Source organism: Kitasatospora sp. NPDC018058 (genome assembly GCF_044327205.1).
Taxonomy (GTDB): Bacteria; Actinomycetota; Actinomycetes; order Streptomycetales; family Streptomycetaceae; genus Kitasatospora.
Map to the genome: position 1 here is coordinate 65305 of NZ_JBIRFA010000019.1, position 26508 is coordinate 91812.

Consider the following 26508-nt stretch of genomic DNA (forward strand, 5'->3'; position numbering starts at 1 on the left):
GGATGGTCTCAGACCTCCAGGTCGGCCTCGATCTTGGTGAGCTGGTGGCGGGCCATCGCCAGGTTGGCACGCCCCTTGTCCAGCGCGAGGTAGAGAAACAGGCCCTTGCCGGTACGGCCGGTGAGCGGGCGGATCAGGTGGTACTGGCTGGACAGGGTGATCAGGATGTCCTCGATGCCGTCCTGGAGGCCCAGCATGTCCATGGTGCGCATCTTGGCGCGGACCACGTCGGTGTTCCCGGCCGCGGCGACGCTGAGGTCCAGGCCACCGGGTCCGTCGAGGGTGGCGAGCGCCATGCCGCTGTTGTAGTCGACCAGGGCCGCGCCGATGGCGCCCTCGATGACGGTCATGGCCTGCTTGAGCGCGCTGGCTGCGTCGGTCATTTCTTTCAACTCCTGTTGGGTTGCGGGTTGCTGGAATGGTGGGTTTGGTGAGTCGGGCGGTCTCGGGTGGCCGGGCGGTCTCGGGTGGCCGGACGGTTCGGCGGTCGGGTGTTTCGGCGGTCGGGGTCAGATCGCGTCGCGCGGGTCCTTGGGCACCAGGGCGTCGTCGAGCAGTCCGGCGATACGCCGGGCGCAGCGGCGGGCCTCCAGGTGGAGCCGGCCGACGTTGACGTCCGGGTGCGCCAGCAGGGTCAGCACGCAGCTGCCGCCGGCCGCGTAGGTGGCGACGTAGCCGTGCTCGCCGCGCACCAGTGACTCACGGAAGTCCCCCTGGCCGGTGGTGTCGGCGAGCCGTTGGGCCAGCGAGAGCGAGGCCGCCGTCATCGCGGCCAGGCCGGAGGGTTCGGTCCCGTGGGTGTCGTGCGCGACCAGCAGGCCGTCCACGCTGGCCACCAGGCCGCCCGCGAGGTGCGGGACGCGCCGCTTGACGGCGCGGAGTTCGGCGAGCAGCTCGGTCTCCAAGGCGATCAGTTGTCTCCTTCCGACACGCTGCTTGAGCGCCCGCCTCATGGCCGGTACGGCGGGGTCGCGGGCGGAGAACTGCTCAAAGTCGGGCCTCCAGAAGGTCTCGGACCCGGGTCAGCAGCGCGATGTCCGGGTCGGGGACGGTCAGCGGGTGGGCCGCTGCCGTGATGGGCGGGCGGTCAGGGCGGGTCAGCGCGGTTGCTGTCGTTGCCGGGGTTGCCGGGGTTGCCGCGGCTTCCAGGCGGCCGGTGGCCGGCGTTCCAGGGTGACCGGTGGCCGGGGCACCCGGGTGGCCGGTGGCCGCGAGGCTGCGGAGGGTGGCGCCGGGGACTCTGCGGTGCAGGCCCTCGGCCGGTCCCCGCCGTCCCTGCGGGGGGACTTCGGGCGTCGCGGCCGGCGGCGCGGCGTGCCGCGGGGCGTCGGAGCGAGGCGTCGCGCGGCGGGGGGCCTCGGGTAGGAGCGCCTCGGGCCGGTGTACCTCCGGTCGGGCGGCGTCCTTTCGCGGGACGTCGAGCAGTCCGGCGGCGGCCAGACGACGGACGTCCGCGGTCACACCGAAGCCGGAGCGGCCTAGCAGCCGGGCCAGGTCCGCCGGCGTTCTTCGGCCGTCGGCGTGGTCCAGCAGTTCGCGCCGACGGCGGCCGGGCGGGCGGTGGGAGGGGCGCCGGGTGTGCTCGACCGGTCGGACGGGCGCGGTGTCGAGCTGCGGCCAGGGCCAGATCCGATCGAGGAGTCGGCCCCGGCGCTCGACCTCGCGGTGCAGCCGCGCCGGGTCGACGGCCGCCACCGGTCCGAGCCAGTGCCGGACGTCGGGCTCGAAGCGCCAGGTGCCGCCGGCCCGGTCGGCGAGGACGAAGTAGGCGGCGTCGAACAGCGTTCCCAGGTGGCCGAGTTCGAGTTCGCCCCGGGTGAGCAGACCCTGATCGACCAGCACCTCGCCGACCCGGCCCTGGGCGCTGTGGAGGCGGAGGAGTTCCGCCCAGCCCTCGGGGGCGATCCGGCCGCAGCCGGTGAGCAGGTCGGCCAGGCCGGGCGCGCGCAGGGACTCGGCGGCGGTCACCTGACCGTCGACCAGGTGGAGACTGCCGAGCGGGCCGTACAGGGCGCCGGTGGCACGGCGGGCGGCGAGCAGGGCCACCGCTTCACCGGGGGTCCTCGGCGCGACCTGGCCCCTCGGAGCAACGGGGCTGGTCGGTGCGACGGGGCCGGTCGGCGCGTCAGGGCCGGCTGGCATCGCCGGTTCCGTCGGTCCTGTCGGTTCCGTCGGTCCTGTCGGTCCCGCCGGCTCCGTCGCGGGCGGGGCGGTGGTGGGCGGGGTCGTGGTGGGCGGGGCGGCGGAGGGCGCTGCGGTCACGCGGGCCACCGCCGAGGGGCGTCCGTCCGGCGGGCTGGCCGGAATGCGATGCTCGGTGCGGGAGTCACGCTCACCCCAGCACCAGCTCCTCGGCGAGCGCCTGGAGGCGGAAGCGGGCGACGGCGAGGTTGCCCTCCTCGCGGTCCAGCCAGAGGTGCAATACCAGACGACTGTCGAAGACGGTGTCGATGAAGCGGATCAGGTGATAACTGCGGCCCGCGGTGACGATGATGTCCTCCAGCGGGGACCGCCGGTCCTCCGCGACGGTGAACGTCTGACTCTCAACGGCCGCGCGCACCAAGTCGGTTGCCTCGGCAGCGGAGGTCTCGTGCTCACCGGTCGGGCTGTCGCCGAGGCTGCCGAGGGCGAGTCCGCTGCTCCAGTCGACCAGGCTCGCGGCGCGGGCGCCGGCGATCTCCATCGCCCCGGAGAGGCATTCGTCGATACCCGGCACACCGGCTCCTTCGCGGGGTCTGGGGTGGCCGGGCGCAGCGCGGTTCCGACCGGATCGCCACCAGCAGTGGCAGGTTCGACACGGAAGGCTACTGCCGGATTCCGTATGACGAACATTCCAATGGCATATTCACACCAGTAGCAGTGAGTTCCGGCCAAGGTGTGACGATGCATCAGACCGGCCTGGCGGGCAAAGTCGCTGGCCGGCCGGCCGCCGCGGAACGCCATCCGTCGGCCACCTGGCACGGGACCTTGGCCGATACCCGGCCACGCCACAGGGTTTCGGGCCAGAAAGTGCGATAAGAGGACGCACCCCGTGGAGCGTCGCCGTCACGCCGACGGCGGCCCGGGTCACGCGGACGGCGGCCGGGGTCACGACCGAAACGACGAAGGGGCCCGTTCCGTTGGACGGAACGAGCCCCTTCGGGTGGAGCGCCAGGCCCGGGTTGCACGGACTCTTCCTACTGAAAGTAGGACGTGCTCTGGTAGCACCGCTGACGCCTGTTCGAGAGATCCCCTCTGCTGAAGATCACTCCCTCTCGACGGAAGGAACAGTAGCAGGTCATCACCCCTGGTCAGAAATCCCCGCCGGACGGACGGGTCCGGTCCGGTCCGGTCAGGTTCGAGGCCACCACGGTCGGGCTGAGCAGGGGGCGGCGGGGCGACGGCTCATACCTGCCCGACGGCCTCGGCGAGCAGCCGGTAGGAGTCGAGCAGCGCGGTGCGGTCGTAGGTGCTGGTCACGACCAGGAACTCGTCCGCACCGCTGCGCTCCACCAGGGCGGCGAGCTCGGCGGCGGCCTGCTCCGGGATGCCGACGATATGGCCCTTCAGTGACTGCTCGAACGCCGCCCGCTCGCGCGCGCTCATCGCCCGCGCCCGGATCTCGGCGGCCGGGGCCAGCGGCGGAAACTCCCCGTGGGTGCGGGAGTACGCGCCGGCCCAGGCCTCCGGCACGAGCAGCTCGCGCGCCCGCTCCTCGGTCCTGGCCACCGCGACCGTGCCCGAGACCACCACATACGGCTCGGCGGCCTGCGCCGAGGGTCGGAACCGGCTGCGGTAGCGGTCGATCGCCGCGAGCATCCGCTCCTCCCCGCGCGCGGCGGCGATGACCAGCGGCAACCCGGCGTCGGCGGCCAGGTCGGCGCCCGCACCGGTGGCCAGGACGAAGGCCGGGACGTGCAGGCCCTCGGCCGGGCGTGCGTGGACATCGCGGTGCACCTGCTGCGAGCCGTCGAAGTAGCCGAGCAGTTCGGCGAGCTGGGCGGCGAAGTCGTCCGCGACGTCCTTCTCCCGCCCGAGCGCCCGCCGGACGCCGTCGGTGAAGCCCACCGAGCGGCCGAGCCCCATGTCGATCCGTCCGGGGAACAGCGCCGCCAGCACCCCGAACTGCTCCGCCACCACCATGGGTTGGTGGTTCGGCAACATCACCCCGCCGGTGCCGACCCGGATCCGCGTGGTGGCCGCCGCCACCGCCGCGGCGAGTACCGTCGGCGCCGAGCCGGCCACCCCGGGCACGCCGTGGTGCTCGGAGACCCAGAACCGGTGGTAGCCCAGCCGCTCGATCTCCCGGGCGAAGGCCACCGTGTCCCGCAGCGCCTGCGCCGGCTCCTCGCCTCGTCTGGTCCGGGAGCGGTCGAGGACGGAGAGCCTGGTCACGGGCTTGGCGCTGGTCACATCGGTGGACAACACCCACCCGCCGCGCGGGCATTCCCCGCACACCGCCCGCGCATGCGGTCGCCCCGGGTGCCCTCGGCTCAGACGCCCGCCCGGGGCGGCCGGGGTATTCGGCCCGGGCGCTCGGCCGCGGCCTTGCGGCGGCCCCAGGGCTTGTACACCGACAGGATGACGTTGAACAGGTAGCGCGAGAGGGCCACCGCCGGGACGATCACCGCCTCTCGTACTCCCGCGCGCGTACGCGCCCACGCCCCACGCCGGGCGACGGACTCCCCCGGACGTAGCCGCAGTCCCCCACCCCACTCCTCCGCCCCAGCCCGGCCTCAGTCGGTCACCGCGAAGTCCTGTGCCGTGCCCAGCCGGTGGAGCGAATCCCGGCCGGGGATCCCGTCCGCGGCCCCCGCCGTGTACCCGCACCGGCGCTGCCAGCCCGCGTACGCCGTGACCGTACGACTGCCGAAGGAGCCGTCCACCCAGCGCTGTTCGAGCAACCCCTCGTCCGCCAGCGCCTGTTCGACGATCGCCACCTCGGCCCCGTACGTCCGGTGCCCCTGCTCCGCCCCCGGGTCGCTGCGCGCCGCCGCCACCACGTGCGCCAGCGAGACCGTGCGCGGCCCGGGCAGGTAGCCGAGCAGCCGGCGCAGCGAGCCCTCGCCGGGGACGCCGTCCGCCGCCTGCCCCGTGTAGCCCAGGCTCCGCTGGTAGTCCGCGTAGTTCTCGGTGTCCGCGTCCGTCCAGTCCGGCCCGGGCCCGGAGTGGTAGTGGGTGCCGAAGCCACCCGCGACCAGCGCCCGCCCGACCGCGGTCACCTGGTAGCCGTGGGCGCCGTAGCCGTACGCCAGACCATTGAGGGTGACCTGGTAGCGGGCCGGGCCCGGGTCCACCGGCGGCGGCGCGCCGGGGCCGCCGGTGAAGGCGGGCCAGGAGCCGGGGTCGACGTGGTCGTTGAACGGCACGTGGGCGTGCGCGTACCAACCGCCCCGGGTCTCCCACACCCGCTCGTCGCGGTGCTCGGAGAAGTCGGTCGGACGGCCCATCGGCCACACGTCGGGCACGCCCCAGGAGGAGATCCAGGCGTGGATCCGGTCCCAGCCCGCGCACGGGGTGTCGACCAGCCGCGGGTACACCGCCCCCTGGTAGCGGCAGTACGGGAAGAACACCGCCTCGATCTGGATCACCACCCGTCCGGCCCGGTTGGTGCGGGTCGGGCTCTGGGCCGGGCTGAGCAGGCTCTTGGAGCGGGAGTCGGCCGGGAACAGCTGCGCCGTCCGGCCGCTGAACGGGTCCCAGACCAGGTGCGGGGCGTCGCCGGCGCCGCTGCCGGTGAAGTACCCCACCAGGTCCTCGTAGGGGCACCAGTCCTGCGGTGCGGAGGCGGTCGCGTCGCGATCCCAGGTGATGTGCGCGATGGCCTTCGGCGGGTACTGCTGGTCGGTCGGCGCGTGGTCGCCGAGGTCGTGGATCTCGGCACCGGGCAGCCACAGCTCAGGCATGCGGGCTCCTCCGAACGGCGTAATGACGTTGTTACGGGTATCGGCAGATCCGCGGTCCGGAATTACCCCGATGGCATAATGCGCGGCATTGAACCGCCGGAGCTCGCACGGCCGTTCGGAGCAACGACGGGAATTCGTCCTGGCATACGGATCGGTGGCCGCGCCGCGCGCCGCCGGATCCGCGCTCCACCCTCCCCGGAAGGGGGCCCGGGAAACGCCCGCGAGGCCCCGGAAGCCGCCGCGCGGGGGCGCATTCCAACCCGCCGCAGCCGCCCTGCAACCGGGTCTTCCCGGCTGCGGCCGCCCTCGACCGCACCTCGGTGCACCGGTGCGCCGACCCGCGGGGATACGGATGCACTCGTTCGGAGTAGCCAGCGCCGCGAAGATCACTCCATCGGGTGAAACTGCCGGCGGCGGCGCCCTACCCGCGGCCGCCGAGCCCCGCCCCCGCACGGCCGTGACGGGTGGAACCCGTGTGCCTCAGGGTATCCGGGATTCTCCGTCACGTCCGGGGGCGGTTGCAGTTGCGTCTCCGTTCGACGCGATAGGGGTGTGGAGCGGCCGGCGGTCCAGGACCGTAGGGGGCAACGACTCGTGCGGCGGGGGGAGTTGCCATGGGGGACGGTCAGGAGCTGGTACCGGGCGTGGTCGGGGCGCTGGTCCGGCTCGCTCAGGGGACGGCCGGCGGTCCGGGGCAGGCGGTGGCCGAGGTGGTGTGGGCCCGGCTCCGGCTGATGCCGGACGGGGCTCCGGCCGTGGCGGCGCTGGAGGCGAGCCCGGACGATCCGCGGGCGCGGGAGGGCCTGACCGCCGCCGTCACCCGACTGCTGGCCGGCGACGTGGCGTTCGCCCAGTACGTGGCCACCACCGAACTCGGAAGACCCGCCGACCCGACGACCGTCCGGCTACGGGTGGGCCCCATGGCCCCCGCGGACCCGACCACCGTCCAACTCCGAATGGACCCGCCGGCCCCAGCCGACGCGAGCACCGTCCAGCTCCGGGTCGACCCGGCGGTCGCCAACGCGCGGGCCCTGGCCGCCCGGCGCAGCAACACCGGGATCATCGTCGCGCTGGCCCTGGTCCTGATCGCCGCCCTGGTCGGCCTCGGGATCAACCTCGGCTCGCGCCCGCTGCTGCACCCCAACGGCCCCGACTTCGCCCACGCCGCCCGGACCGTCCGCGACCCCGCGCAGCTGCAGGGCGTGCTGCCGGACGTAGCGGCGATGCCGGGCGGCTGGCAGGTGGAGAGCGCACCGGAGTCCGGGGCCGGCTCGGGGTACGCGGTGGCCTGCCTGCTCCCGGACTCGTGCGACCAGCAACTCGCCTACGCCACGGTGACCTTCCACGCTCCACCCGCCCAATCCGTGAAGTTCACCGTGGTCGCCTTCGCCTCCGCCGAGGCGGCCGGCCGGGCCTTCGCCACCGGCCTCGACCGCGTCAGCGGCCCGGGCCCGACGGCCGCGGCGGCGATCCCGCCGATCGGCGACCAGAGCACGGCCCGCACCCGGGGTTCGACGGGCGTGGAGGCGCTGGTCCGGGTCGGCCCGACGCTGCTGTACGTGCGCGACGACGGCCCGGGCGCGGCCGTCGCGACGCCTGCCCTGGTCCTGTTCGCCCGCCTGCTCGTCGAGCGCGCCCGGCAGGCCCAGGACGGCCGCACACCGGACGCCGCCTTCCACGCCGACGTCAGCTGAGCGCCGATCCTGATCGGACGCCCCGCAGGCCCCACCGGCCCACGGGGCGTTCCGTTTGCAGCACCGCACCCCGCCGACCCCCGTCACACCAAGGCGCCCCGCCCCCTGTCGCGCCCGGCGCCCATCCACCCCTGCCACCCCCGCCGCGCCCGGCACCCCACCACCCCCGTCAGCCGAATGCATGTATCGCTCTCTTGACTGGCGTCACGGGCGCGCCATACTGGCTCTACTCCCCGCTCGCACGATGAGGTGCCCGCCCATGGAGCTCTTCCCCTCAGCACATGTGGACACGTTCTGTCGCGACCATCTCCCGCCCATCGATCAGTGGCCCGAACTCCTCTTCGATCTACCGGAGTTGGCCTACCCCGACCGCCTGAACTGCGCGGCCACCCTCCTCGACGACCCGATCGCCCGCTTCGGCCCCGACCGCCGCTGCCTGCTCACCCCCACCGGGCAATGGAGCTACGGCGAACTACGCGACCACACCGACCGGATCGCCCGCCTGCTGACTGACGACCTGGGTCTGGTCCCCGGCAACCGGGTGCTGCTACGCGGCCCCAACAACCCCTGGCTGGCGGCCTGTTGGCTCGGTGTCCTGAAGGCCGGCGGGGTGGTCGTCACCACCATGCCGCTGCTGCGCGCCGCCGAGCTGACCGAGCTGATCCGGATCGCCAGACCCTCCGTCGCCCTGTGCGACCACCGCTTCCTCGCCGAGCTCCACCAGGCGAACGCCCCGGACCTGCGCATACTCCCCTTCGGCGGCACCGGTCCCGAGGACCTGACCGTCCGCTCCGCCACCCGGCCGCCCGGCTTCACCGCCGTTCCGACCGCCGCCGACGACGTCGCACTGATCGCCTTCACCTCTGGCACCACCGGCCGCCCCAAGGCCACCCTGCACTTCCACCGCGACGTGCTGGCCAACGCCGACACCTTCTCCCGGCACCTGCTCCGGCCCACCCCCGACGACCTGTTCACCGGCACCCCGCCGCTGGGCTTCACCTTCGGCCTCGGCGGACTGCTGGTCTTCCCCCTGCGGGCCGGCGCCGCCAGCCTGCTGCTGGAGCAGGCCAGCCCCGAGCAGCTGGCCGAGCAGGTGGCCCGCCACGGCGTGAGCGTGCTGTTCACCGCGCCGACCGCCTACCGGGCGATCCTGGCCACCGGGCTGGCCGACCGGCTGGCGGGCGTCCGCCGCTGCGTCTCGGCCGGCGAGCCGCTGCCCGCCGCCGTCTGGGAGGCCTTCCACGCGGCCACCGGGCAGCGGCTGATCGACGGCATCGGCGCCACCGAGCTGCTGCACGTGTTCATCTCGGCCGCCGACCAGGACGTCCGCCCCGGCTCGACCGGCCGTCCCGTCCCCGGCTACCGGGCGGCGATCCTGGACGAGCACGGCGACCCGGTGCCGGACGGCCGACCCGGGCTGCTGGCGGTCAAGGGCCCCACCGGCTGCCGCTACCTGGACGACGAGCGCCAGCGCGACTACGTCCGGAACGGCTGGAACCTCACCGGCGACACCTACCTCCGCGACCGGGACGGCTACTTCTGGTACCAGGCGCGCAACGACGACATGATCGTCTCGGCCGGCTACAACATCGCCGGGCCCGAGGTCGAGCAGGCGCTCGCCACCCACGCCGCGGTGGCCGACTCCGCCGTGGTCGGCGCGCCGGACGAGCGGCGCGGCACGGTGGTCAAGGCGTACGTGGTGCTGCGCGAGGGCGTGTCGGCCGGGCCGGAGACGGTCAAGGAGCTCCAGGAGCACGTCAAGTGCACCATCGCCCCGTACAAGTACCCGCGCGCGGTCGAGTTCGTCGACGAGCTGCCGCGCACCGCGACCGGCAAGCTGCTGCGCGCCGAACTCCGTAGGAGGGCCGCCTTGCACCCCGCCAGCGTCACCATCGAGCGCCGGGTCGAGTGGTCGGACACCGACGCCGCCGGGCATTACCACTTCTCCGCCGTGCAGCGCTGGGCCGAGGCGGCCGAGGCCACGCTGCTGCGCCGGCTCGGGCTGGCCGAACTGTTCGGGCGGATCCCCCGGGTGCACTTCGAGGCGGACTACCGCGAGCGGCTCTGGTTCGGGGACGTGGTCCGCACCGAGCTGCGGGTGGTCCGGGTCGGCGGCTCCTCGCTGCACTACGCCTTCGAGGTGCACGGCCCACAGGGGCTGGCCGCCAGCGGCCGGATGTCGGTGGTGCACGCCGCCCCGCACACCAAGGGCGCCGAGCCGTGGCCCGCGCCGGTGCGCCGGGCGCTGACCGAGGCCGGGCCGCAGCGGGCGGAGGTGCTCGGATGACGGCCGCGGCCCGCCGGATCGCGGTGATCGGCGCCGGCCCGGGCGGGCTCTACTTCGCCACCCTGGCCAAGCAGTTGGCGCCGCACCGGGAGATCACCGTGTTCGAACGGGATGCCCGGGAGGACGAGTTCGGCTTCGGCGTGGTCTTCTCCGACGAGACCCTGGACGGCATCGCCCAGGCCGACCCGCAGGTCTTCGCCGCGATCAGCGCCGAGTTCGCCCGCTGGAGCGACATCGACATCCGCTTCGCCGGCCAGGTCCGCACCAGCGGCGGGCACGGCTTCGCCGCCCTGGACCGCAACCGTCTGCGCGCGATCCTGCGACAGCGCTGCGCGGAGCTGGCGGTGGACGTGCGCTACCGCACGCCCGCCCCGCCGGTCGACCGGCTCTCGGCCGAGTACGACCTGGTGGTGGCCGCCGACGGCATCCACTCGGCCACCAGGGCGGCCCACCCGGACACCTTCCGCACCGAACTGGACGAGCGGAACTGCCGCTACATCTGGCTCGCCACCGACCGGGTCTTCGAGGCCTTCACCTTCATCGTCGAGGAGTTCGACTTCGGCGTCCTGCAGGTGCACGCCTACCCGTACAGCGCGACCCGCTCCACCTTCATCGTCGAGATCGCCGAGGACGCCTGGCGCCGCGCGGGCTTCGACGCCTTCGCCGCCCGGGAGTCGACGCGCGGCGAGAGCGACCACGAGAGCGTGGACCGCTGCGCGGAGCTGCTCGCCGGGCACCTGGACGGCCATCGGCTGATCCCCAACGCCTCCCGCTGGATCCGCTTCACCACGGTACGGAACGCCAGTTGGCGCCATGGCAACACGGTGCTGCTCGGCGACGCCGCGCACTCCGCGCACTTCTCGATCGGCTCGGGCACCAAACTGGCCCTGGAGGACGCCCTCGCCCTGGCTGCCGCGCTGAGCGAACAGCCCACCCTGGACGGCGCCTTGGCCGCCTACGAGGCCGAACGGCGGCCGGTGGTGGAGTCCACCCAGCGGGCCGCGCAGGCCAGCCTGGAGTGGTTCGAGACCATCGGGCGCCGTACCGGGCAGGGCATCGACCAGTTCGCCTTCAACCTGCTCACCCGCAGCCGTCGCGTCACCTACGGCAATCTGCGCGCCCGCGACCCCGGATTCACCGACGCGGTGGACGCCGCCACCGGCGGATCACCCGGGGTACCACCGATGTTCCGGCCGATGAAGCTCGGCACGCTGGAGCTGCGCAACCGCGTCGTGGTGCCCCCGCTCGCCACCTTCACCTCCCCCGACGCGCTGCCCAGCGCCTTCGACCGGGCCCAGTTGACCGCCCACGCGCTCGGCGGCGCCGGGCTGGTGATCGCCGGGATGACGGCCGTCAGCCCCGAGGGCCGGGCCACCGACCGCTGCCCCGGGCTGTGGAGCGACCGCCAGGAGGCGGCCTGGACCGAACTCCGCGACGCGGTAAGGGCGGTGAGCGACACCCCGGTCGGCCTCCAGCTCACCCACGCCGGCCGCCGGGCCGCGACGACCGTTCCCGGACCGGACGGCATCGGCCGCCCGCTCGCCGAGGGCTGGCCGCTGATCGCCGCCTCGCCGCTGCCCTGGGACACCGACAGCCCGACCCCGCACGAGGCCACCGACATCCAACTGACGGCCATCACCGCCGACTTCGCCGCCTCCGCCGAGCGCGCCGCCCGGGCCGGCTTCGACGTGCTGGAGCTGCAGTTCGGCCACGGGCACCTGCTCTCCTCCTTCCTCTCCCCGCTCACCAACCACCGCACCGACCACTACGGCGGCCCGCTCGCCCACCGGCTCCGGCTGCCGCTGGAGGTGCTGGCCGCCGTGCGCGCCGTCTGGCCCGCCGGCCGGCCGCTGCTGGTCCGGATCTCGGCCGCCGACTGGGCCCCCGGCGGCACCACCGAGGCCGAGGCGGTGGCGATCTGCCGGGCGCTGGCCGACGCCGGGGCGGACGCGGTGGACGTGTCCACCGGCGAGGTCGTGGCGCACCAGCGGCCGCCGTACGGGCGCGGCTACCAGACGCCGTTCGCCGAGCTGATCCGCGCCGCCACCGGTCTGCCCACCGTCGCGGTTGGCGCGATCTCCGGGCACGACGACGCCAACTCCGTCCTGCTCGCCGGCCGTGCCGACCTGGTCGCGATCGGCCGGGCCCAACTCCACGACCCGCTCTGGACCCTGCACGCCGCCGCCGACCAGGGCCACACCGGCCCGGGCGCCCGCTGGCCCGAACCCTGGCGGGCGGGCAGCCGCAAGCCGCCGGGCCCGGGCGCCGACCGGGTCGCCCCGCGGCTGCACCTGCTGCGCGAACCCGCCCCTCCCGTCCACCGCCGCTGGCTGCCCGATCGAACCGAGGAGTGAGCATGCCGGACCTGCCCCGCTTCACCGCCGCCGCCGTGCAGGCTGCCCCCGTCTACCTGGACCCGGCCGCCACCGTCGACAAGGCCGTCGCCCTGATCCACGAGGCCGCCGGACACGGCGCCCGACTGGTCGTCTTCCCCGAGGTCTTCGTCCCCGGCTACCCCTACTGGAACTGGACGATGACCCCGGTGCAGGGCTCGCCCTGGTACGAGCGGCTCTACCGCTCCGCCGTGGACGTCCCCGGACCGCACGTGGACACCCTGCGCGCCGCCGCCCGGCAGACCGGGGTGGTGCTGGTGATCGGCGTCAACGAACGCGGCCGACACAGCCTCGGGGTGCTCTACAACACCCTGCTGATCATCGGCTCGGACGGCGAACTCCTCGGTGTGCACCGCAAGTTGGTGCCCACCTGGGCCGAGAAGCTGACCTGGACCCAGGGCGACGGAAGCTCGCTGCGGGTGCACCGTACGGCCGTCGGCCCGCTCGGCGCGCTGGCCTGCGGTGAGAACACCAACACCCTGGCCCGCTTCACCCTGCTGGCCCAGGGCGAACTCGTCCACGCCGCAAGCTACATCGCCCTGCCGGTGGCCCCCGAGGACTACGACATGGCGGAGGCCATCGCGCTGCGCGCCGCCGCCCACTGCTTCGAGGGCAAGCTGTTCACGGTGGTCTCCTGCTCCACCATCTCGCCCGAGATGGTGGACCTGATCGCGGGCGAGGACCAGCAGGTACGGAAGCTTCTCGCCCGCCCGCGCAACGCGCTGTCCGGCGTCTTCGGCCCGGACGGCCGGGCGGTCACCGAGCCGCTGGTCGACGAGGAGGGCATCGTCTACGCCGAGATCGACCTCGGCCGCTGCATCCAGCCCAAGCAGATGCACGACATCGTCGGCCACTACAACCGCTTCGACGTCTTCCGGCTGCACGTGGACAACCGCCCGCTGCGGCCCCTGGTGTTCCCCGAGGAGCAGGCATGACCAACCACGACGACGACCGGATCGGCCGGGCTCGGGTCAACGACAGCCCGGAACTGCTCGCCTACTACGAGGAGTTGGCCAAACACGAGGCCGGCGCCCTGTGGACGGTGGCGAACGAGATCGAGCCCTGGTACCCGCAGCCGAAATCCGTCCCGGCGCTCTGGCGCTACACCGACCTACGTCCGCTGGTACGCAAGGCGCTCCCGCTGGTGAAGGCCGACGACGCGGGCCGCCGGGTGGTGATGCTGGTCAACCCGGGGCGCCGTGAACTCAGCGCCGCCGTCGGCCTGTTGTACACCGGCCTGCAGATCATGGGACCCGGCGAGGCGATGACCGCGCACCGCCACCAGGCCTCCGCGCTGCGCTTCGTCCACGAGGGCGCCGGCGCCTGGACCGTCGTGGACGGGCAGAAGCTCAAGGTCGGCCCGCGCGACTTCGCGATCACCCCCAACAACACCTGGCACGAGCACGGCAACGAGGCCGACGACAACCCGGTGATCTGGCAGGACGGCCTGGACATCCCGCTGGTCAACACCCTCGACGCCAACTTCTACGAGGTCCACCCCGAGCTCTACCAGCGCCCCGGCCCGGTGGTGAACTCCTCGCTGCTCAGCTACGGCGGCAACCTGCTCCCGTACGGCGTCGAGAAGTGGACCAGGCCGTACTCGCCGCTGCTCGGCTGGCCCTGGGAGCCCAGCTACCACGCGCTGTGCCAACTCGCCGGCGCCACCGAGGGATCACCCTACGACGGCGTGGTGATGGAGTACACCAACCCGGTCACCGGCGGCTCGGTGATGCCCACCATGGGCGCCCACCTGCAACTGCTGCGCCCCGGCCAGGCCACCCGCGCCCACCGGCACACCGGCTCGGTGGTCTACACGGCGGCCAAGGGGCGCGGCGTCTCGGTGATCGCCGGACAGCGCTTCGAGTGGGAGCAGGGCGACATCTTCGTCGTCCCGTCCTGGGCCTGGCACGAGCACGCGAACCTCGACCAGGGCGAGGACGCCTGCCTGTTCTCCTTCAACGACTTCCCGGTGATGCACTCGCTCGGCCTCTACCGCGAGGAGGCCTACCCGGACCACGACGGACACCAGCCCACCACCGCCTCGTAACAGGAGCCCCCGAGCCATGCACCTGCTGACCTACCGCACCGACGACGACGACACCCCGCGCCTCGGCGCCCGGATCGGTACCGACCGGGTCGCCGACCTGACCGCCCTCGCCACCGGCGCCGGGGTACAACTCCCGGGCGACCTACTCGGGTTGATCCGGGCCGGGGTGCCCGCGCTGGCCACCGCCCGGGAGCTGCTCGCCGGAGCGCCCGACACCCGGCCGCTCGCCGAGGTCTCGCTGCGCGCTCCGCTGCGCCCCGGCAAGATCATCGGCGTCGGCCTCAACTACGTGGAGCACGTGGCCGAGTCACACCGCACCCTGGACACCGAGCGCGAACTCCCGGACCGCCCGGTCCTGTTCGGCAAGCCCGCCACCGCCGTCACCGGGCCCGGCCAGCCGATCCTGCACAACGCCGACCTCACCAAGCAGCTCGACTGGGAATGCGAACTCGCCGTGGTGATCGGCGAACCCGCCTTCCGGGTGGCCGAACAGGACGCGCTGCGGCATGTGTTCGGCTACAGCATCGTCAACGACGTCAGCGCCCGCGACCAGCGCCGCTCCGGACAGTGGTTCTTCTCCAAGGGCCAGGACAGCTACGCCCCCTTCGGCCCGGTCGTGGTCACCGCCGACGAGATCCCCGACCCCCAGCGACTCGACCTCTCGCTGAAGGTCAACGGCGAGCTGCGGCAGAACTCCAACACCCGGCACATGCTGTTCGGCATCGCCCGGCTGATCGCCGACATCTCCTCCGGCATGACCCTGGAAGCGGGCGACGTGATCGCCACCGGCTCCCCCTCGGGCGTGGGAGCGGGGATGGTCCCGCCGCAGTTCCTCCAGCCCGGCGACCTGGTCGAAGCCACCATCGAGCGGATCGGCACCCTCGCCAACCCCGTGATCGACGCCCGCTGACCCCGTGACCGAAGCCCGCCGAAGGGAGCACCCGCTGATGCCGACGTACCGGATCGGCCAGATCGTCCCGAGCTCCAACGTCACCATGGAGACCGAAGTCCCCGCCCTGCTGCGGGCCCGCGAGACCGTCGCCCCCGAACGGTTCACCTTCCACTCCAGCCGGATGCGGATGACCAGGGTCACCCCGGAGCAGCTGCGGGCCATGGACGCCGAGTCCGACCGCTGCGCCGCCGAACTCTCGGACGCCCGGGTCGACGTGATCGGCTACGCCTGCCTGGTCGCGGTGATGGCCACCGGTCCCGGCTACCACCGCGAGGCCGAGCAGCGGCTGCACCGGCGCACGGTCGAGAACGGCGCCCCCGCACCCGTGGTCACCAGCGCCGGCGCCCTGGTCACCGGCCTGCACACGCTCGGCGCCAAGAAGGTCGCCATGGTCACCCCGTACCTGCGGCCGCTGGCCCGCACGGTGGTCGACTACCTCGCCCAGGAGGGCATCGAGGTACTCGACCACGCCGCCCTGGAGATCGCCGACAACCTCGACGTGGCCGCCCATGACCCGGCCCGACTGCCCGCGATCGCCAAGGGCCTCGCACACACCGAGGCCGACGCCGTGGTGCTCTCCGCCTGCGTACAGATGCCCTCGCTGTCCGCCGTCGAGGAGGCCGAGCAGCAACTCGGCAAGCCGGTGGTCTCGGCCGCCATCTGCACCACCCACCAACTCCTGCGCGCCCTCGGCCTGCCCGCCCACGCCCCCGGCGCCGGGCACCTGCTCTCCGGCGCCTACGCCTAAGGCGCCTGCACCCGGCACCGTCGCCACCGCTATGATCACCGCCAGTCGTCGGGGAGGAGGGCCCACGCATGTCGGAGACCGCACCCCGGCCCAGCTCCCTGATCCACACGGTCTACGGCGAGTACGTCCGCCGCCTCGGCGGCTGGATATCGATCGCCGACCTGATCGCGCTGATGGCCGAGCTGGACGTCGACGCCCAGGCCGTCCGCTCGGCGATCTCCCGGCTGAAGAAGGGCGGCACCCTGCTCCAGGAACGCCACGCGGGCACCGGCTACCGCCTCGCCCCCGCGATGGACCCGGTGTTCGAGGAGGGCGACCGCCGGATCTTCCACAGCCTGGAGCCCGCCGAACTCGCCGACGGCTGGGTGGTGGCGGTCTTCTCGGTGCCCGAGTCCGAACGCGCCCACCGCCACCAGTTGCGCTCCCGGCTCAGCTGGCTCGGCTTCGGCAACGCCGCCCCCGGCGTCTGGCTGGCGCCCGCCCGGTTGCTGCCGGACGCCCGCCGCCTGTTGGAGCGCCTCGGACTGAGCGCCTACGTCCACCTCTTCCTCTCCGCCGAGTACGCGGGCTTCGCCGAACTCCCTACAGCGGTGGCGAGTTGGTGGGACCTCCCGGCGATCGAGGCGCAGTACGCGGCCTTCACCGACGCCTGGCGCCCGGTCGCCGAGGAGCTACGCGGGCAGGAGCGGACCGACCCGGTCGAGGCGTTCCGGGACTACGTGCCGATGCTCACCGAGTGGCGCCGGCTGCCCTACCTCGACCCAGGGCTGCCCGAGCCACTGCTGCCCGCCGACTGGAACGCCGTCCCGGCCCGCGCCGTCTTCACCGAGTTGCACGAACGGCTCGCCGAGCCCAGTCTGCGGTACGTCGAGAAGGTCACCGGACTGTCCCACTCCTAGGGGCGTGTCCTGCGGATCTTCGCCGGGTCCACGACGCTCCCCCGGCCTCCGGCCGGGAGGTGCCCCCCAGGGCACGAGACGCCTCGCCGCGGCCTGATCCGACAAGACCCGCAAGACACGCCCCAGGAGCCGCCATGTCCACCGGAAAGACCGACCACACCCCCGCCGACCTGCTGATCCGCGCCGCCGCCGTCCACACCCTCGACCCCGGGCGCGCCCCCGGCGAGCCGCCGCAGCGGGCGGTCGCCGTCACCGGCGGCCGGATCACCGCCCTCTCCCCCGAGCCCGACGGCCTGGACGCCCTGATCGGCCCCGACACCGAGCTGGTGGACGCCCCGGACGCGACCGTGCTGCCCGCCTTCGACGACACCCACACCCATCTGATCCTGGCCGGCCACAGCGTCCACGGCGTCCCCGTTCACCGGGCCCGGAACCTCGCCGAGTTCCTCGGACTGATCCGCGAGCGCGCCGCCCGCACCCCCGCCGGGGCGTGGATCCGCACCACGGTCAACTGGCAGGAGGTGCTGCTGGCCGAACAACGGCTGCCCACCACCCGGGAGTTGGACACCGCCACCGTCGACCACCCGGTGCTGGTGCGCCGCGGCGCGTACAACATGGTGCTCAACTCCGCCGCGCTGCGGCTGGCCGGGATCACCGAGGCCACCGAGGCACCGCCCGGCGGGATGATCGAGCGCGACGAGCAGGGGCGACTGACCGGCCGGCTGATCAACCGGGCGATCGAGCTGGTCGAGCGGGTGCTGCCGCGCCCGGACCTCACCGAGCGGATCGCGGGCCTGCGCGCGGCGTCCGAGGACTTCGCCGCGACCGGGATCGGCACCGTCCGCGACTGCCTGGTCCCGGTCGAGGACCTCGACGTGCTGGACGCGGCCCGCGCCGAGGACGCGCTCGCCGTCCGGGTCCGGGTGCTGGTCTCCGGCTTCGCCGCGCGGACGCCCGAGCAGGTGGACGCACTGCTGGACCGGATGGACGAGTGGCAGGCGAACGGCCGGGACGACGACCGACTCCGCCTGTGGGGTGTCAAGTTCGGCATCGACGGCGGCTTCGAGGCGGGCGCGCTGGAGGAGCCGTACCGGGGGCAGCCCTGCTACCACGGGCGGCTGCTCTGGGAACCGGAGGACCTGCTCGCCGCGGTGGACCGGGTGGTCGAGCGCGGCCGGCGGGTCGGTGTGCACGCCTGGGGCGACCGCGGCCTGCGGGTGTTGCTGGACGTCTTCGAGCAGGTGCTGAAGCGCCGCCCCGGCCTGCCGCCCGGCACGCTGGTGGTCGAGCACGGTGGACTGGCCCGGGCCGACCAGCGGGCCCGGGCGATCGCGCTCGGCATCCCGGTGACGGTTCAGCACCCGCTGCTGCACGACGGCGCGCTCACCCAGCAGCGCGTGTGGGGAGAGGAACGCACCGCCGCGCTGTTCCCGCTGCGGGAGTGGCTGGACGAGGGGGCGCAGCTCTCGGCCGGCTCGGACTTCCCGGTCGGCCCGTACGGGGCGATGGTGTCGGTGTGGGGCATGACCACCCGCGACACCACGGCCGGGGTGGTCGGCCCGGAGCACGCGATCGAGCGGGCCGAGGCGATCGCGCTGCACACCGTCAACGCCGCCCGGCTGACCGGCGAGGGCGGCAGGCGCGGCAGCCTGCGGCCGGGCCACCTCGCCGACCTCACACTGTGGCCGCTGGACCCACTGAACTGCCCGGTGGACGCGCTGCGCGGGCTGCGGCCCGTCCGCACGGTGGTCGGCGGGCGGACCGTGCACCGGAGTTGACGGTCCGTCAGGCAGCGATGAGCTCCCGCAGATCGATGCCGCGGTGCAGCGCGCGCAGGTCATCGTGCAGGGTGGACGGCGGGACGACGAGCACGCCGCACGGCGCGTGGTCGAGGCAGTAGCGGCTGACCGAGCCGCGCACCAGTCGGCGCAGCCGCCCGCGCGCCGAGCCATGGCGGCCGGCACTGATCACCAGCAGGTCGCCCGGCCGGTCGGCCATCTCGGCCAATACCCGGCCGGCCTCGCCGCGCATGACCAGCGGCCGCACCGGCACGCCGACCGGCAGGCCACCGAAGGCCTGCTCCAGCGCGCGCTCCAGCCGGGCCTCGGCGGCGTCCCGCCAGGCACGGAGCAGCGGCGGGCACGGCCGGGCGCGGTAGTTGCGCTCTCCGCCGACCGGGGTCCAGGCGAGCACCGGGACCAGCACGGCCCGCCGGGCCCGGGCCTCCTCGGCCGCCCGGTGCAGGGCGGTGAGGCTGTGCAGCGAACCGCTGACTCCGACGATGACGCGCGCGACGTCCGACATGATCCTTCGCTTTCCGATACCGAGGCTGTTCAGTGTCTGCGATTATGCTGCCATCATCTCACCTCAACCTGCAAATCAAAGGCATTAACTGAATATGGCCTTGCATCGCCCGTTGAACGGCTTGGCTTCCCCTACCTCGGCCGGACCTCCTGCAACAGCCCCCAGGTGAAGTCGGCCGTACACGAGCGCACCCGCCCGTCCGCGTCCGGCGCCTCGAAGTCCAGCTGGAACCGGTTCGGCGCACTCCCCTCACGCGGCCGGGCCCCCGGGAAGGCGGCGCCCACGTCGCCCACCACACAGCTCCACGGCACCAGGTCGGCCAGCGTCCGCAGCTCGGGCGCGGGGGCGCCCGCCGCCCGGACCAGCCACTCGTTCAGCAGCGGCACGCCGATCTCGGCCGGGCCGAGCAGGATCTCGAAGCGCAGGTCCGGCCAGAGCGGCAACACCCATTGCCGCGCCACGCACGCCAGATCCCCGATCCGACGCGGCAGGCCCGCCTCCGCCGGCCCGAGCACGGCGGCGTACCGAGCGGCGCCACGCGGGAACCGGGGCGCGCGGACCATCGCCTGCCAGCGCTTGTTCGCCTCCCGCATCGAGGCACGGGTGGCGCCGAGCCGCCGCACCGCGTCCTCGACCAGGTCGGGGCGGTAGTCGGCCATCCGGCGCAGCAGAACGAGCTGGAACTCGGTGACCCCGAAGCCGTTGATCGCCATACCGGCAGGCTAGGACCTGCCCCGACGCTCAGGCCCGGCACCCGGGCCCGGCTCCCAGAACTCCGGGGCCCTCCGAGGCCGGCGACCAGCGTTCGAGCACCTGTTCGATTAGAGGCGTACGCTGGCCCCATGCACAGCACCGTCCACCTCCAGCCCTCGCTGTTCGACGACGCCGACACCGGGGACATCCGCCTCGGCCGGCTCGACGGCCTGCGGCGGCTGGTGCTCGGCGACGGTGCCTGGCTAGACGTGCTGCCCGGCTGGCTGCACGGAGCGGACCGGCTGTTCGAACAGCTGGCCGCAACCGTGCCCTGGCGGGCCGAGCGGCGCGAGATGTACGAGCGGACGGTCGACGTGCCGCGACTGCTCGCCTCCTATCCGGCGGAGGCCGAGCCGCCGCACCCCGTCCTCGGCGAGGCCCGGACGGCGCTGAGCCGGCACTACGCGAAGGAACTGGGCGAGCCGTTCCGCACCCTCGGGCTCTGCTACTACCGGGACGGCCGGGACAGCGTGGCCTGGCACAGCGACCGGATCGGGCGGGGAGCCCGCGAGGACACCATGGTGGCGATCCTGTCGGTCGGCGAGCCGCGCATCCTGGCGCTGCGGCCGCGGTTCGGCGGCGGAGCCGTCGTTCGCCGGCCGCTCGGCCACGGGGACCTCGTGGTGATGGGCGGCTCCTGCCAGCGCACCTGGGAGCACGCGGTCCCGAAGACGGCCCGCCCGGTGGGCCCGCGGATCAGCATCCAGTTCCGGCCGCGCGGGGTCGCCTGAGGCCCCGCTTGCCGCCCGCCGGTCGGACGCGGAGGCTGGCGAGTGGGGCCGACGGCACCAGGAGGGCGTATGCCGAAGGCGGGCAGGTACCGCGAGGGCGTCCCGTGCTGGGTCGTACTGACCACCCCGGACGTCCCGCGGGCGGAGCGCTTCTACGGCGCGCTGTTCGACTGGGAGTTCGTCCCGACCGGCCCCGGCGAGGCGGTCGCCACCCGCCACGGCGCCCAGGTCGCGGCGATCACCTCGTCACCCGTCGCCCCGGCCGCCGCCTGGACCACCTACCTCGCCTGCCCCGACCTGCGCCGCACCACCGCGCAGATCCGGGCCTCCGGTGGCCGGATCACCCGCGAGCCGTACGAGGTGCCCGACCAGGGCCGCGCGGCCCTCGCCGTCGATCCGCTCGGCGCGCCCTTCGGCCTCTGGCAGGGCGAGGCCGTCGAGGGCGCCGGACTGGTCAACGAGCCGGGCACACCCACCTGGAACGAGCACCTCTCCCCCGACCCGGACGCCGCCCGCGCCTTCTACCGCCGCGCCTTCGGCTACGGCTACGACCGCCCCCGCGCCGGCCACACCCTCGCCCGGGTCGCGGGCCTGCCCGCCTGCAGCATCGGCCCCTCCGGCGCACCGCAGGCCACCGCCGCCTGGCGCATCCAGTTCGGGACGGCCGACGCCGACCGCACCGCCGCCCGACTCCGCGCCCTCGGCGGCACCGTCCTCACCGACCCCGCACCCACTCCCTTCGGCCGCTCGGCGCTGGTCCGGGACGGCGCCGGCGCGGAGTTCGTCCTGATCGCCGTCCCACCCGACGAGTCCGCGGAGGCCGCCTGAGACGACCGGCAGCCACAACCGCGCAAGGGCGAACCGGTGCGCGAGCGGCTCGACCCGGCCGCCCCAACTCCACTGCCCCCAACTCGCCGGTGAGGAGCACGCGTTCGCCCACGGCCACCGCCGACCCACCGGGCCCATGAGCAGGCTGTCCGTCACTGCCGCTACGGTGAGCCCATGAGTTCCTTCCTGACCGTGTATCTGACCAACCTCGAGGACAAGCACACCCTGGCCGGCTGCGCCAGCGAGGCCGTGCTCGAAGAGGTACGCGGGTTCTTCGGCACCGGCCTGGACCGCGCCGACCAGGAGTTCGCCGACCAGATCGCGGACGGCGCCCCCAGCGCCTACGAAGCACTGCGCGCGGTGGTGTACGGCGGGCCGTTCGACAAGGAGCACGCGTTCCAGTACGGGTACGCGTACCAGCGCCTCTGCAGGATCGACGCGTCCGTCCTCGACAACCGCTCCTTCGGCCCCTTCCGGGGCCTGTGGCTGGACGAGGTCGACCAGGGCCTGCGCGCGTACGGCGTCACCGCCGTCTCGGTCTCGGACTTCCAGTACGGCAGCGACTTCCCCACCGAACTCCCCTACTGCGCCGAGGTGTCCTGCGGCGAGTGGTCTCCCGAGCAGTGCCGGGGGGCGCTCCGGCAGTTCGAGCTCGCCGAGCGCGAGGGCCGCACGCCGGCGCTGGAGCGCGAGGTGGCCGAGGCCGTCGGGGAGGTCCTCGGCTGGCTCCGCAGGGCGCAGGAAGTCGAGGAGTACGGGGTCATCGGCTTCGTCTCCTGAGCCGCCCGAACCGCGCCGGCTACGCCCTCAAGGCCTTTCGGGACTTCCCGTCTCCGACGGGACCCCGGCTGCCCGCCGACCTCGCCCAGGTCGGCCTGCGGATCTCCCACGAACTGGGCTCCGACCGCCAGCCGTCCTGAACCCGGCTCCGCCCGGGAACGCGCACGGGGTCCGATACCTGAATAGGTACCGGACCCCGTCCGACAGTGGAGCGCCAGGCCCGGGTTGCACGGACTCTCCCTACTGAAAGTAGGACGTGCTCTGGTAGCACCGCTGACGCCTGACGAGGAATCATCTCCCTCGCGACAGGAAGTACAGTAGCAGCTCCGTGATCAGGCACCGAATCGGAGGCGAAACCGGCATGACGAGCGCTCAACCCGAGGTCGTTCCGTATGCGGACGGACGGCTGCTGGACGTCCACCGCCCGACCGCCGGCACCGCCGGGCCCGCCCCGGTCGTGCTGCTCTGGCACGGCTCGGGCCCCGACGAGCGCGACGTGATGGGAACGCTCGCCCAGGAGGCCGCCGGGCTCGGCCTGTTGGTGCTCGTCCCGGACTGGCGCTCCGACCGCGAGGACGGCGGCCGCGCCGAGCTGCTCGCCTCCCTCTCCTTCGCCCGCCGCAACGCCGGTGCGTACGGCGGGGGCCCGGAGCGCTTCGTCCTGGCCGGCTGGTCGCTCGGCGGCCGGGAGGCGATCGCCGTGGCCACCCACCCCGGGACCCCCGCCGAGCTGCGTCCCACCGCCGCCGTCGGCATCGCCTCCGCGTACGGCCGCCCGGCCGCCACCACCGGCGACTGCCCGCTGGACCTGCTCACGGCAAGCCCCTCCCCCGTCCCGATCCACCTGGTGCACGGCACGGCGGACGAGGTGGTTCCGGCGGAACTCACCCGCCGATTGCACGCCGTGGTACCGACGGCCGAGTTGCTCGAACTCCCCACCGACCACGCCGGCGTGATCATGACCGCCTACAGTCCCGAGGCCAAGCGCTGCCTCCCCGCCACGGACCCCGACACCCTGAGCGCCGGCCGCCGCACCGCCGCCGTCCTCGCCCGGGCCGCCGGACTGCCGTAGCCGGACGCCCCGGACGCCTCCGACCGCGCTGCGGGCCACCGACCGTAGGACGGGTCCACCGGCCGAAGGACGCTCCACCGGCCGCAGGGCTCAGTTCCCCGCCACCAACTCCCGCAGCCCGTCACCGCGTTCCAGCGCCTCCAGGTCCCGCTGGAGCGGCGGCCGCGGCACGGTCAGCACCGGGCAGGTGGCGTGCCGCACGCAGTAGGCGGTGACCGACGGCCGGATCAGCCGGGACAGGCAGCCGCGCTCCCGGCTCGCGCCGAGCACCAGGACGTCCCCGGGCCGGTCGGCGCAGCGCACCAGGCTGTGACCGGTCTCCCCGCGGACGGCCTGGCAGCGCAGCCGGGCGCCGGCGTGGCGCCCGGCGAAGGCCTCGTCGAGCGCCCGCCGCAGCCGCGCGACGGCGGCGTCACGGCCGGTGTTAAGCACCGGCGGGCAGACGGAGCGGCGGTATCCGAGTTCGTCACCGGGCGGGGTCCAACAGAGCACCGCGAGCACCTCGACGTCCACGCGCCGGGCCTCGGCGACCGCGTGGTGGAGGGCGGCGAGGCTGCCGAGTGAGCCGCTGACGCCGACCACGAGCCGGCCCCCGTCCGCACCCGTGTCCGCCATGGCCCGCCCCTGCCTCTCCGCCCGCGTCACCGAACCAAACCGATCCGATCCGGACCATGTCGTCCGCACCCGACCGGTCCCTGCTGTGTGACCCCAGCAAAGCCGCCGACACCCGCCCGGCCCCGCCCGTTGACACGGCTCTGACGCCGCGCCCGACGTTCCGTACGCGTCCCTGATGCCCGCGGGGCCCGTCAGGCCTCCGGCGGCTCCGTCTCCCACAGGTCGGCGAACATCCTGTCCAGGTGCTCCTCGCCGATCGGCGGGACCGGCAGCGGGTGGGTGGCCTGCGCGCGGAAGCCGTCCAGCAGCAGGGCGAGGTAGCGGCGCCAGAGGTCGGGGCGCAGCTCGGCGGCGGCGGGCAGGGCGCGGCAGAGCGGGCCGAGCAGGAAGAGCAGGTCCATGGTGACGACGTCGCGCCGCATGGTGCCCTGCTCCTGGGCGCGGGCGATGAGGGCACCGACGGTGGCGGCGTGCCCGCGGCTGATCTCGATCATGCCGGGGATGGTGGGGATGGCCTGGGTGACCAGGTCGTTGATGCCCCGGTCGGCGGCGACGAGTTCGAAGATCCCCCCGAAGTAGCGTTCCAGTCCGGCCCAGGCGTCCTCGGAGGCGAGCGCCTCCTCCCCCGCTGCGGCCAGACCGGCCCCGGCGTCCGCGAAGACCTCGGCAATCAGCGCCTCGCGGGTCGGGAAGTGCCGGTAGAGGGTGGCGTTGCCGACTCCGGCCTCCTTGGCGATCTGGTCCAGGGGGACGTCGAGGCCGTGGCGGGAGAACATGTCGCGGGCGGCGGCGAGCAGCAGGTCGCGGTTGCGCTGCGCGTCGCGCCGGAGCCGTCCCGGGGGGTTCGCGCTGCTCGGTGCCATGCCCCGACCCTAGCAACCGGACGGCCCCCCGGCGTTCAGCGGCTCGACACCCGCGCCGACAACTACCCTGAGGGGAAACGGAGAAGTCAAGTCCGAAACGGCCGGAGGGTACGGGGGATTGATGGCCACGGTGACGGAGTTGCGGTACTACCCGGTGAAGGGCTGCGCCGGGGTGGTGGTGGAGCAGGCGGAACTCACCCGGGCCGGGCTGGCCCATGATCGCTCGTTCATGGTGGTGGACGCGAAGGGCGTGTTCCGCTCCCAGCGCCGGGACCGGCTGCTGGCCACGGTGCGTCCGAGCGTCCTCGGCGACGGCGATCGGCTGGCCCTGGCCGCGCCCGGGGTGGAGCCGGTGGCGTTCGCCGTGGACACCGGGGGTCCGCGCCGCGAGGTGCGGATGTTCGACAGCCCCTATCTGGGCATCGACCAGGGCGAGGAGGCCGCCGGATGGCTCTCCGAGGTGCTGGGCGCCCCCAGCCGGCTGGTCCGGGTGCCGCCGGAGCACGACCGGGTGACCGACGGGCTGACCCCGGGGACCTCAGGTTTCGCCGACAGCTCCGCCGTGCACCTGCTGTCGCGTTCCTCTCTGGACGACTTCAACGCGCGCTCCGGCGAGGCCCCGCTGTCGCTGGACCGGTTCCGTCCGAACCTGGTGGTGGACGGCTGGCCGGAGCCGCACACCGAGGACCTGCTCCGCCGATTCGCCGTCGGCGGAGCCGAGTTGGGGTACACCAAGCTGGCGATCCGCTGTGCGGTGACGCTGGTGGACCAGTCGACCGGCGCCAAGGCCGGCCCGGAGCCGCTGCGCACACTGGCCCGCTACCGTCGGGCGGCGGCCGGCGGGGTGGCGTTCGGCAGCAAGTTCGCGGTGCTGCGGCCGGGCACGCTGCGGGTCGGGGACGAGCTGGCGGTGAGCGCCTGGGGGGCGTCCGAACTGTAGGGCACGTCCTGGACCGTTCCCGGTACGCCCGTGGCCCCGGCGGGGAGGTCCGCCGGGGCCGCGGTCGTGCCGGGAGGTGTCAGCAGGTCTGGTCGATCAGGGAGAACGTGGCGTAGTGGTCGCCGGTGTAGTAGTCCTCCTGGTCCTGCTGGCCGGTCACGATCCGGCGGGCGCCGCGGGTCGGGGCGCCCGGGGTGATGACGGTGTACTCGTGGTAGTACCCGTAGGACTGGCCGGGCAGGACGCTGTCTCTGTTCTGGAACACCACGCCGTCCTGCGAGTACGGGAACGGCCCGCCGGTGGCGATCAGGTTGAGGGTGTCCGTGGCCTCCGGCGGAAGGGTGGACAGGCACACCGTGCCGCTCACGTCGGCGTGCGCGTCGGTGGCGACGGCGACGGGGGCGAGGGTCATCAGGGCGACGGCGGTGATGGCGGCGGCGCGGGTCTTCCACGCGCGTAGAGTGCGGGTCATGCCCATCAGTGTGGCGGGCCACCGACAACTCCGGAAGCCCTCAGTCAACTTTTTACCCACGGGTAACTCACCCGCCCCACCAGCGACTTCACCCGTACGCCCACCCCCAGGAGCCCCCTCCCCGAAGCCGTCCACGAACCGTCGGCACCGCCCTTGGGTCGACCGCCGTCGAACTACCGAGAGCGGCCCTGTCGGCCTGCTCACACCTTCACGGCCCTCCCACAAGGCGTCACCGACGCCGCATA

The 26508-nt window shown here is 73.7% G+C and carries 24 protein-coding genes and 2 pseudogenes; 15 read left to right on the forward strand and 11 right to left on the reverse strand.

All coding sequences use genetic code 11. From position 1 onward, the window contains the following. Window positions 1–8: 8 nt before the first annotated feature. The 6 genes from ACH4E7_RS26190 to ACH4E7_RS26215 form a co-directional block, all read right to left on the reverse strand. Complete coding sequence (locus ACH4E7_RS26190) at window positions 9–383, reverse strand: hypothetical protein (protein WP_396251487.1); 375 nt, start codon at window positions 381–383, stop codon at window positions 9–11. A 126-nt stretch (window positions 384–509) separates the two neighbouring features. Then, entirely contained in the window at window positions 510–905 is a 396-nt protein-coding gene (locus ACH4E7_RS26195) for a roadblock/LC7 domain-containing protein (RefSeq protein WP_396251488.1), read from the reverse strand. Between the two features lie 82 nt (window positions 906–987). Further along, window positions 988–2142 carry a hypothetical protein gene (locus ACH4E7_RS26200; protein ID WP_396251489.1) on the reverse strand — a complete coding sequence of 385 codons (1155 nt, stop codon included), beginning with the start codon at window positions 2140–2142 and terminating at the stop codon, window positions 988–990. A 190-nt stretch (window positions 2143–2332) separates the two neighbouring features. Beyond that, a complete protein-coding gene (locus tag ACH4E7_RS26205) occupies window positions 2333–2716 on the reverse strand; it encodes a hypothetical protein (protein WP_396251490.1) in 384 nt (127 codons plus the stop codon). A gap of 668 nt (window positions 2717–3384) precedes the next feature. Beyond that, window positions 3385–4392 carry an MsnO8 family LLM class oxidoreductase gene (locus ACH4E7_RS26210; RefSeq protein WP_396251559.1) on the reverse strand — a complete coding sequence of 336 codons (1008 nt, stop codon included), beginning with the start codon at window positions 4390–4392 and terminating at the stop codon, window positions 3385–3387. A 323-nt stretch (window positions 4393–4715) separates the two neighbouring features. Next, window positions 4716–5885, reverse strand: a complete 1170-nt coding sequence (locus ACH4E7_RS26215) for a peptidoglycan-binding protein (protein WP_396251491.1) — start codon at window positions 5883–5885, stop codon at window positions 4716–4718. Window positions 5886–6499: 614 nt separating this feature from the next. Between ACH4E7_RS26215 and ACH4E7_RS26220 the strand changes: the two genes are divergently transcribed. The 10 genes and pseudogenes from ACH4E7_RS26220 to ACH4E7_RS26265 all read left to right on the forward strand — a co-directional run bounded on the left by ACH4E7_RS26220 (window position 6500) and on the right by ACH4E7_RS26265 (window position 18683). After that, window positions 6500–7579: a hypothetical protein gene (locus ACH4E7_RS26220; protein WP_396251492.1), complete on the forward strand. Its 1080-nt coding sequence runs from the start codon at window positions 6500–6502 to the stop codon at window positions 7577–7579. A 259-nt stretch (window positions 7580–7838) separates the two neighbouring features. Beyond that, a pseudogene (locus ACH4E7_RS26225) lies at window positions 7839–9449 on the forward strand (AMP-binding protein); the annotation flags it as partial. A 93-nt stretch (window positions 9450–9542) separates the two neighbouring features. Next, a pseudogene (locus ACH4E7_RS26230) lies at window positions 9543–9866 on the forward strand (acyl-CoA thioesterase); the annotation flags it as partial. Then, a complete protein-coding gene (locus tag ACH4E7_RS26235) occupies window positions 9863–12220 on the forward strand; it encodes an FAD-dependent monooxygenase (RefSeq protein ID WP_396251493.1) in 2358 nt (785 codons plus the stop codon). The pseudogene ACH4E7_RS26230 and the gene ACH4E7_RS26235, both read left to right, overlap by 4 nt. 2 nt (window positions 12221–12222) lie before the next feature. Further along, on the forward strand, window positions 12223–13194 hold the full coding sequence (locus ACH4E7_RS26240) for a carbon-nitrogen hydrolase family protein (RefSeq protein ID WP_396251494.1): 972 nt from the start codon (window positions 12223–12225) through the stop codon (window positions 13192–13194). Beyond that, window positions 13191–14306, forward strand: coding sequence for a cupin domain-containing protein (locus ACH4E7_RS26245; RefSeq protein ID WP_396251495.1), 1116 nt, complete (start codon window positions 13191–13193; stop codon window positions 14304–14306). Before ACH4E7_RS26240 ends, ACH4E7_RS26245 begins: the two co-directional genes overlap by 4 nt. Window positions 14307–14322: 16 nt before the next feature. Continuing rightward, complete coding sequence (locus tag ACH4E7_RS26250) at window positions 14323–15216, forward strand: fumarylacetoacetate hydrolase family protein (RefSeq protein WP_396251496.1); 894 nt, start codon at window positions 14323–14325, stop codon at window positions 15214–15216. 37 nt (window positions 15217–15253) lie between these two features. Then, entirely contained in the window at window positions 15254–16006 is a 753-nt protein-coding gene (locus ACH4E7_RS26255; protein ID WP_355675399.1) for an Asp/Glu racemase, read from the forward strand. A gap of 68 nt (window positions 16007–16074) precedes the next feature. Beyond that, window positions 16075–16905 carry a PaaX family transcriptional regulator C-terminal domain-containing protein gene (locus ACH4E7_RS26260; protein ID WP_396251497.1) on the forward strand — a complete coding sequence of 277 codons (831 nt, stop codon included), beginning with the start codon at window positions 16075–16077 and terminating at the stop codon, window positions 16903–16905. A 134-nt stretch (window positions 16906–17039) separates the two neighbouring features. Continuing rightward, window positions 17040–18683, forward strand: a complete 1644-nt coding sequence (locus ACH4E7_RS26265) for an amidohydrolase (protein WP_396251498.1) — start codon at window positions 17040–17042, stop codon at window positions 18681–18683. 7 nt (window positions 18684–18690) lie between these two features. Here ACH4E7_RS26265 and ACH4E7_RS26270 read toward each other — a convergent pair whose 3' ends face one another. Then, complete coding sequence (locus ACH4E7_RS26270) at window positions 18691–19209, reverse strand: universal stress protein (protein WP_396251499.1); 519 nt, start codon at window positions 19207–19209, stop codon at window positions 18691–18693. Window positions 19210–19340: 131 nt separating this feature from the next. Continuing rightward, window positions 19341–19922 (reverse strand): hypothetical protein, encoded by a 582-nt coding sequence (locus ACH4E7_RS26275; RefSeq protein ID WP_396251500.1) that lies wholly within the window; start codon window positions 19920–19922, stop codon window positions 19341–19343. Between the two features lie 129 nt (window positions 19923–20051). Here ACH4E7_RS26275 and ACH4E7_RS26280 point away from each other — a divergent pair, with 129 nt between their 5' ends. The 4 genes from ACH4E7_RS26280 to ACH4E7_RS26295 all read left to right on the forward strand — a co-directional run bounded on the left by ACH4E7_RS26280 (window position 20052) and on the right by ACH4E7_RS26295 (window position 23373). Then, the gene (locus ACH4E7_RS26280; RefSeq protein WP_396251501.1) at window positions 20052–20693 is read left to right on the forward strand and encodes an alpha-ketoglutarate-dependent dioxygenase AlkB; all 642 of its coding nucleotides are present in this window, start codon (window positions 20052–20054) and stop codon (window positions 20691–20693) included. Between the two features lie 69 nt (window positions 20694–20762). Beyond that, window positions 20763–21521: a VOC family protein gene (locus tag ACH4E7_RS26285; protein ID WP_396251502.1), complete on the forward strand. Its 759-nt coding sequence runs from the start codon at window positions 20763–20765 to the stop codon at window positions 21519–21521. A gap of 174 nt (window positions 21522–21695) precedes the next feature. Next, window positions 21696–22301 (forward strand): hypothetical protein, encoded by a 606-nt coding sequence (locus ACH4E7_RS26290; protein WP_396251503.1) that lies wholly within the window; start codon window positions 21696–21698, stop codon window positions 22299–22301. 361 nt (window positions 22302–22662) lie between these two features. Further along, on the forward strand, window positions 22663–23373 hold the full coding sequence (locus ACH4E7_RS26295) for an alpha/beta hydrolase family protein (protein ID WP_396251504.1): 711 nt from the start codon (window positions 22663–22665) through the stop codon (window positions 23371–23373). Window positions 23374–23463: 90 nt separating this feature from the next. On the opposite strand, the gene ACH4E7_RS26300 is transcribed toward ACH4E7_RS26295, so the two are convergent. Together ACH4E7_RS26300 and ACH4E7_RS26305 are read right to left on the reverse strand one after the other, a co-directional pair. Next, window positions 23464–23988, reverse strand: a complete 525-nt coding sequence (locus ACH4E7_RS26300; protein WP_396251505.1) for a universal stress protein — start codon at window positions 23986–23988, stop codon at window positions 23464–23466. 191 nt (window positions 23989–24179) lie between these two features. After that, window positions 24180–24851: a TetR/AcrR family transcriptional regulator gene (locus tag ACH4E7_RS26305; RefSeq protein WP_396251506.1), complete on the reverse strand. Its 672-nt coding sequence runs from the start codon at window positions 24849–24851 to the stop codon at window positions 24180–24182. Between the two features lie 121 nt (window positions 24852–24972). On the opposite strand from ACH4E7_RS26305, the gene ACH4E7_RS26310 reads away from it, so the two are divergent. Beyond that, the gene (locus tag ACH4E7_RS26310) at window positions 24973–25791 is read left to right on the forward strand and encodes an MOSC domain-containing protein (RefSeq protein WP_396251507.1); all 819 of its coding nucleotides are present in this window, start codon (window positions 24973–24975) and stop codon (window positions 25789–25791) included. Between the two features lie 79 nt (window positions 25792–25870). Here ACH4E7_RS26310 and ACH4E7_RS26315 read toward each other — a convergent pair whose 3' ends face one another. Next, the gene (locus ACH4E7_RS26315; protein ID WP_396251508.1) at window positions 25871–26263 is read right to left on the reverse strand and encodes a ribonuclease; all 393 of its coding nucleotides are present in this window, start codon (window positions 26261–26263) and stop codon (window positions 25871–25873) included. Between the last annotated feature and the right edge of the window lie 245 nt (window positions 26264–26508).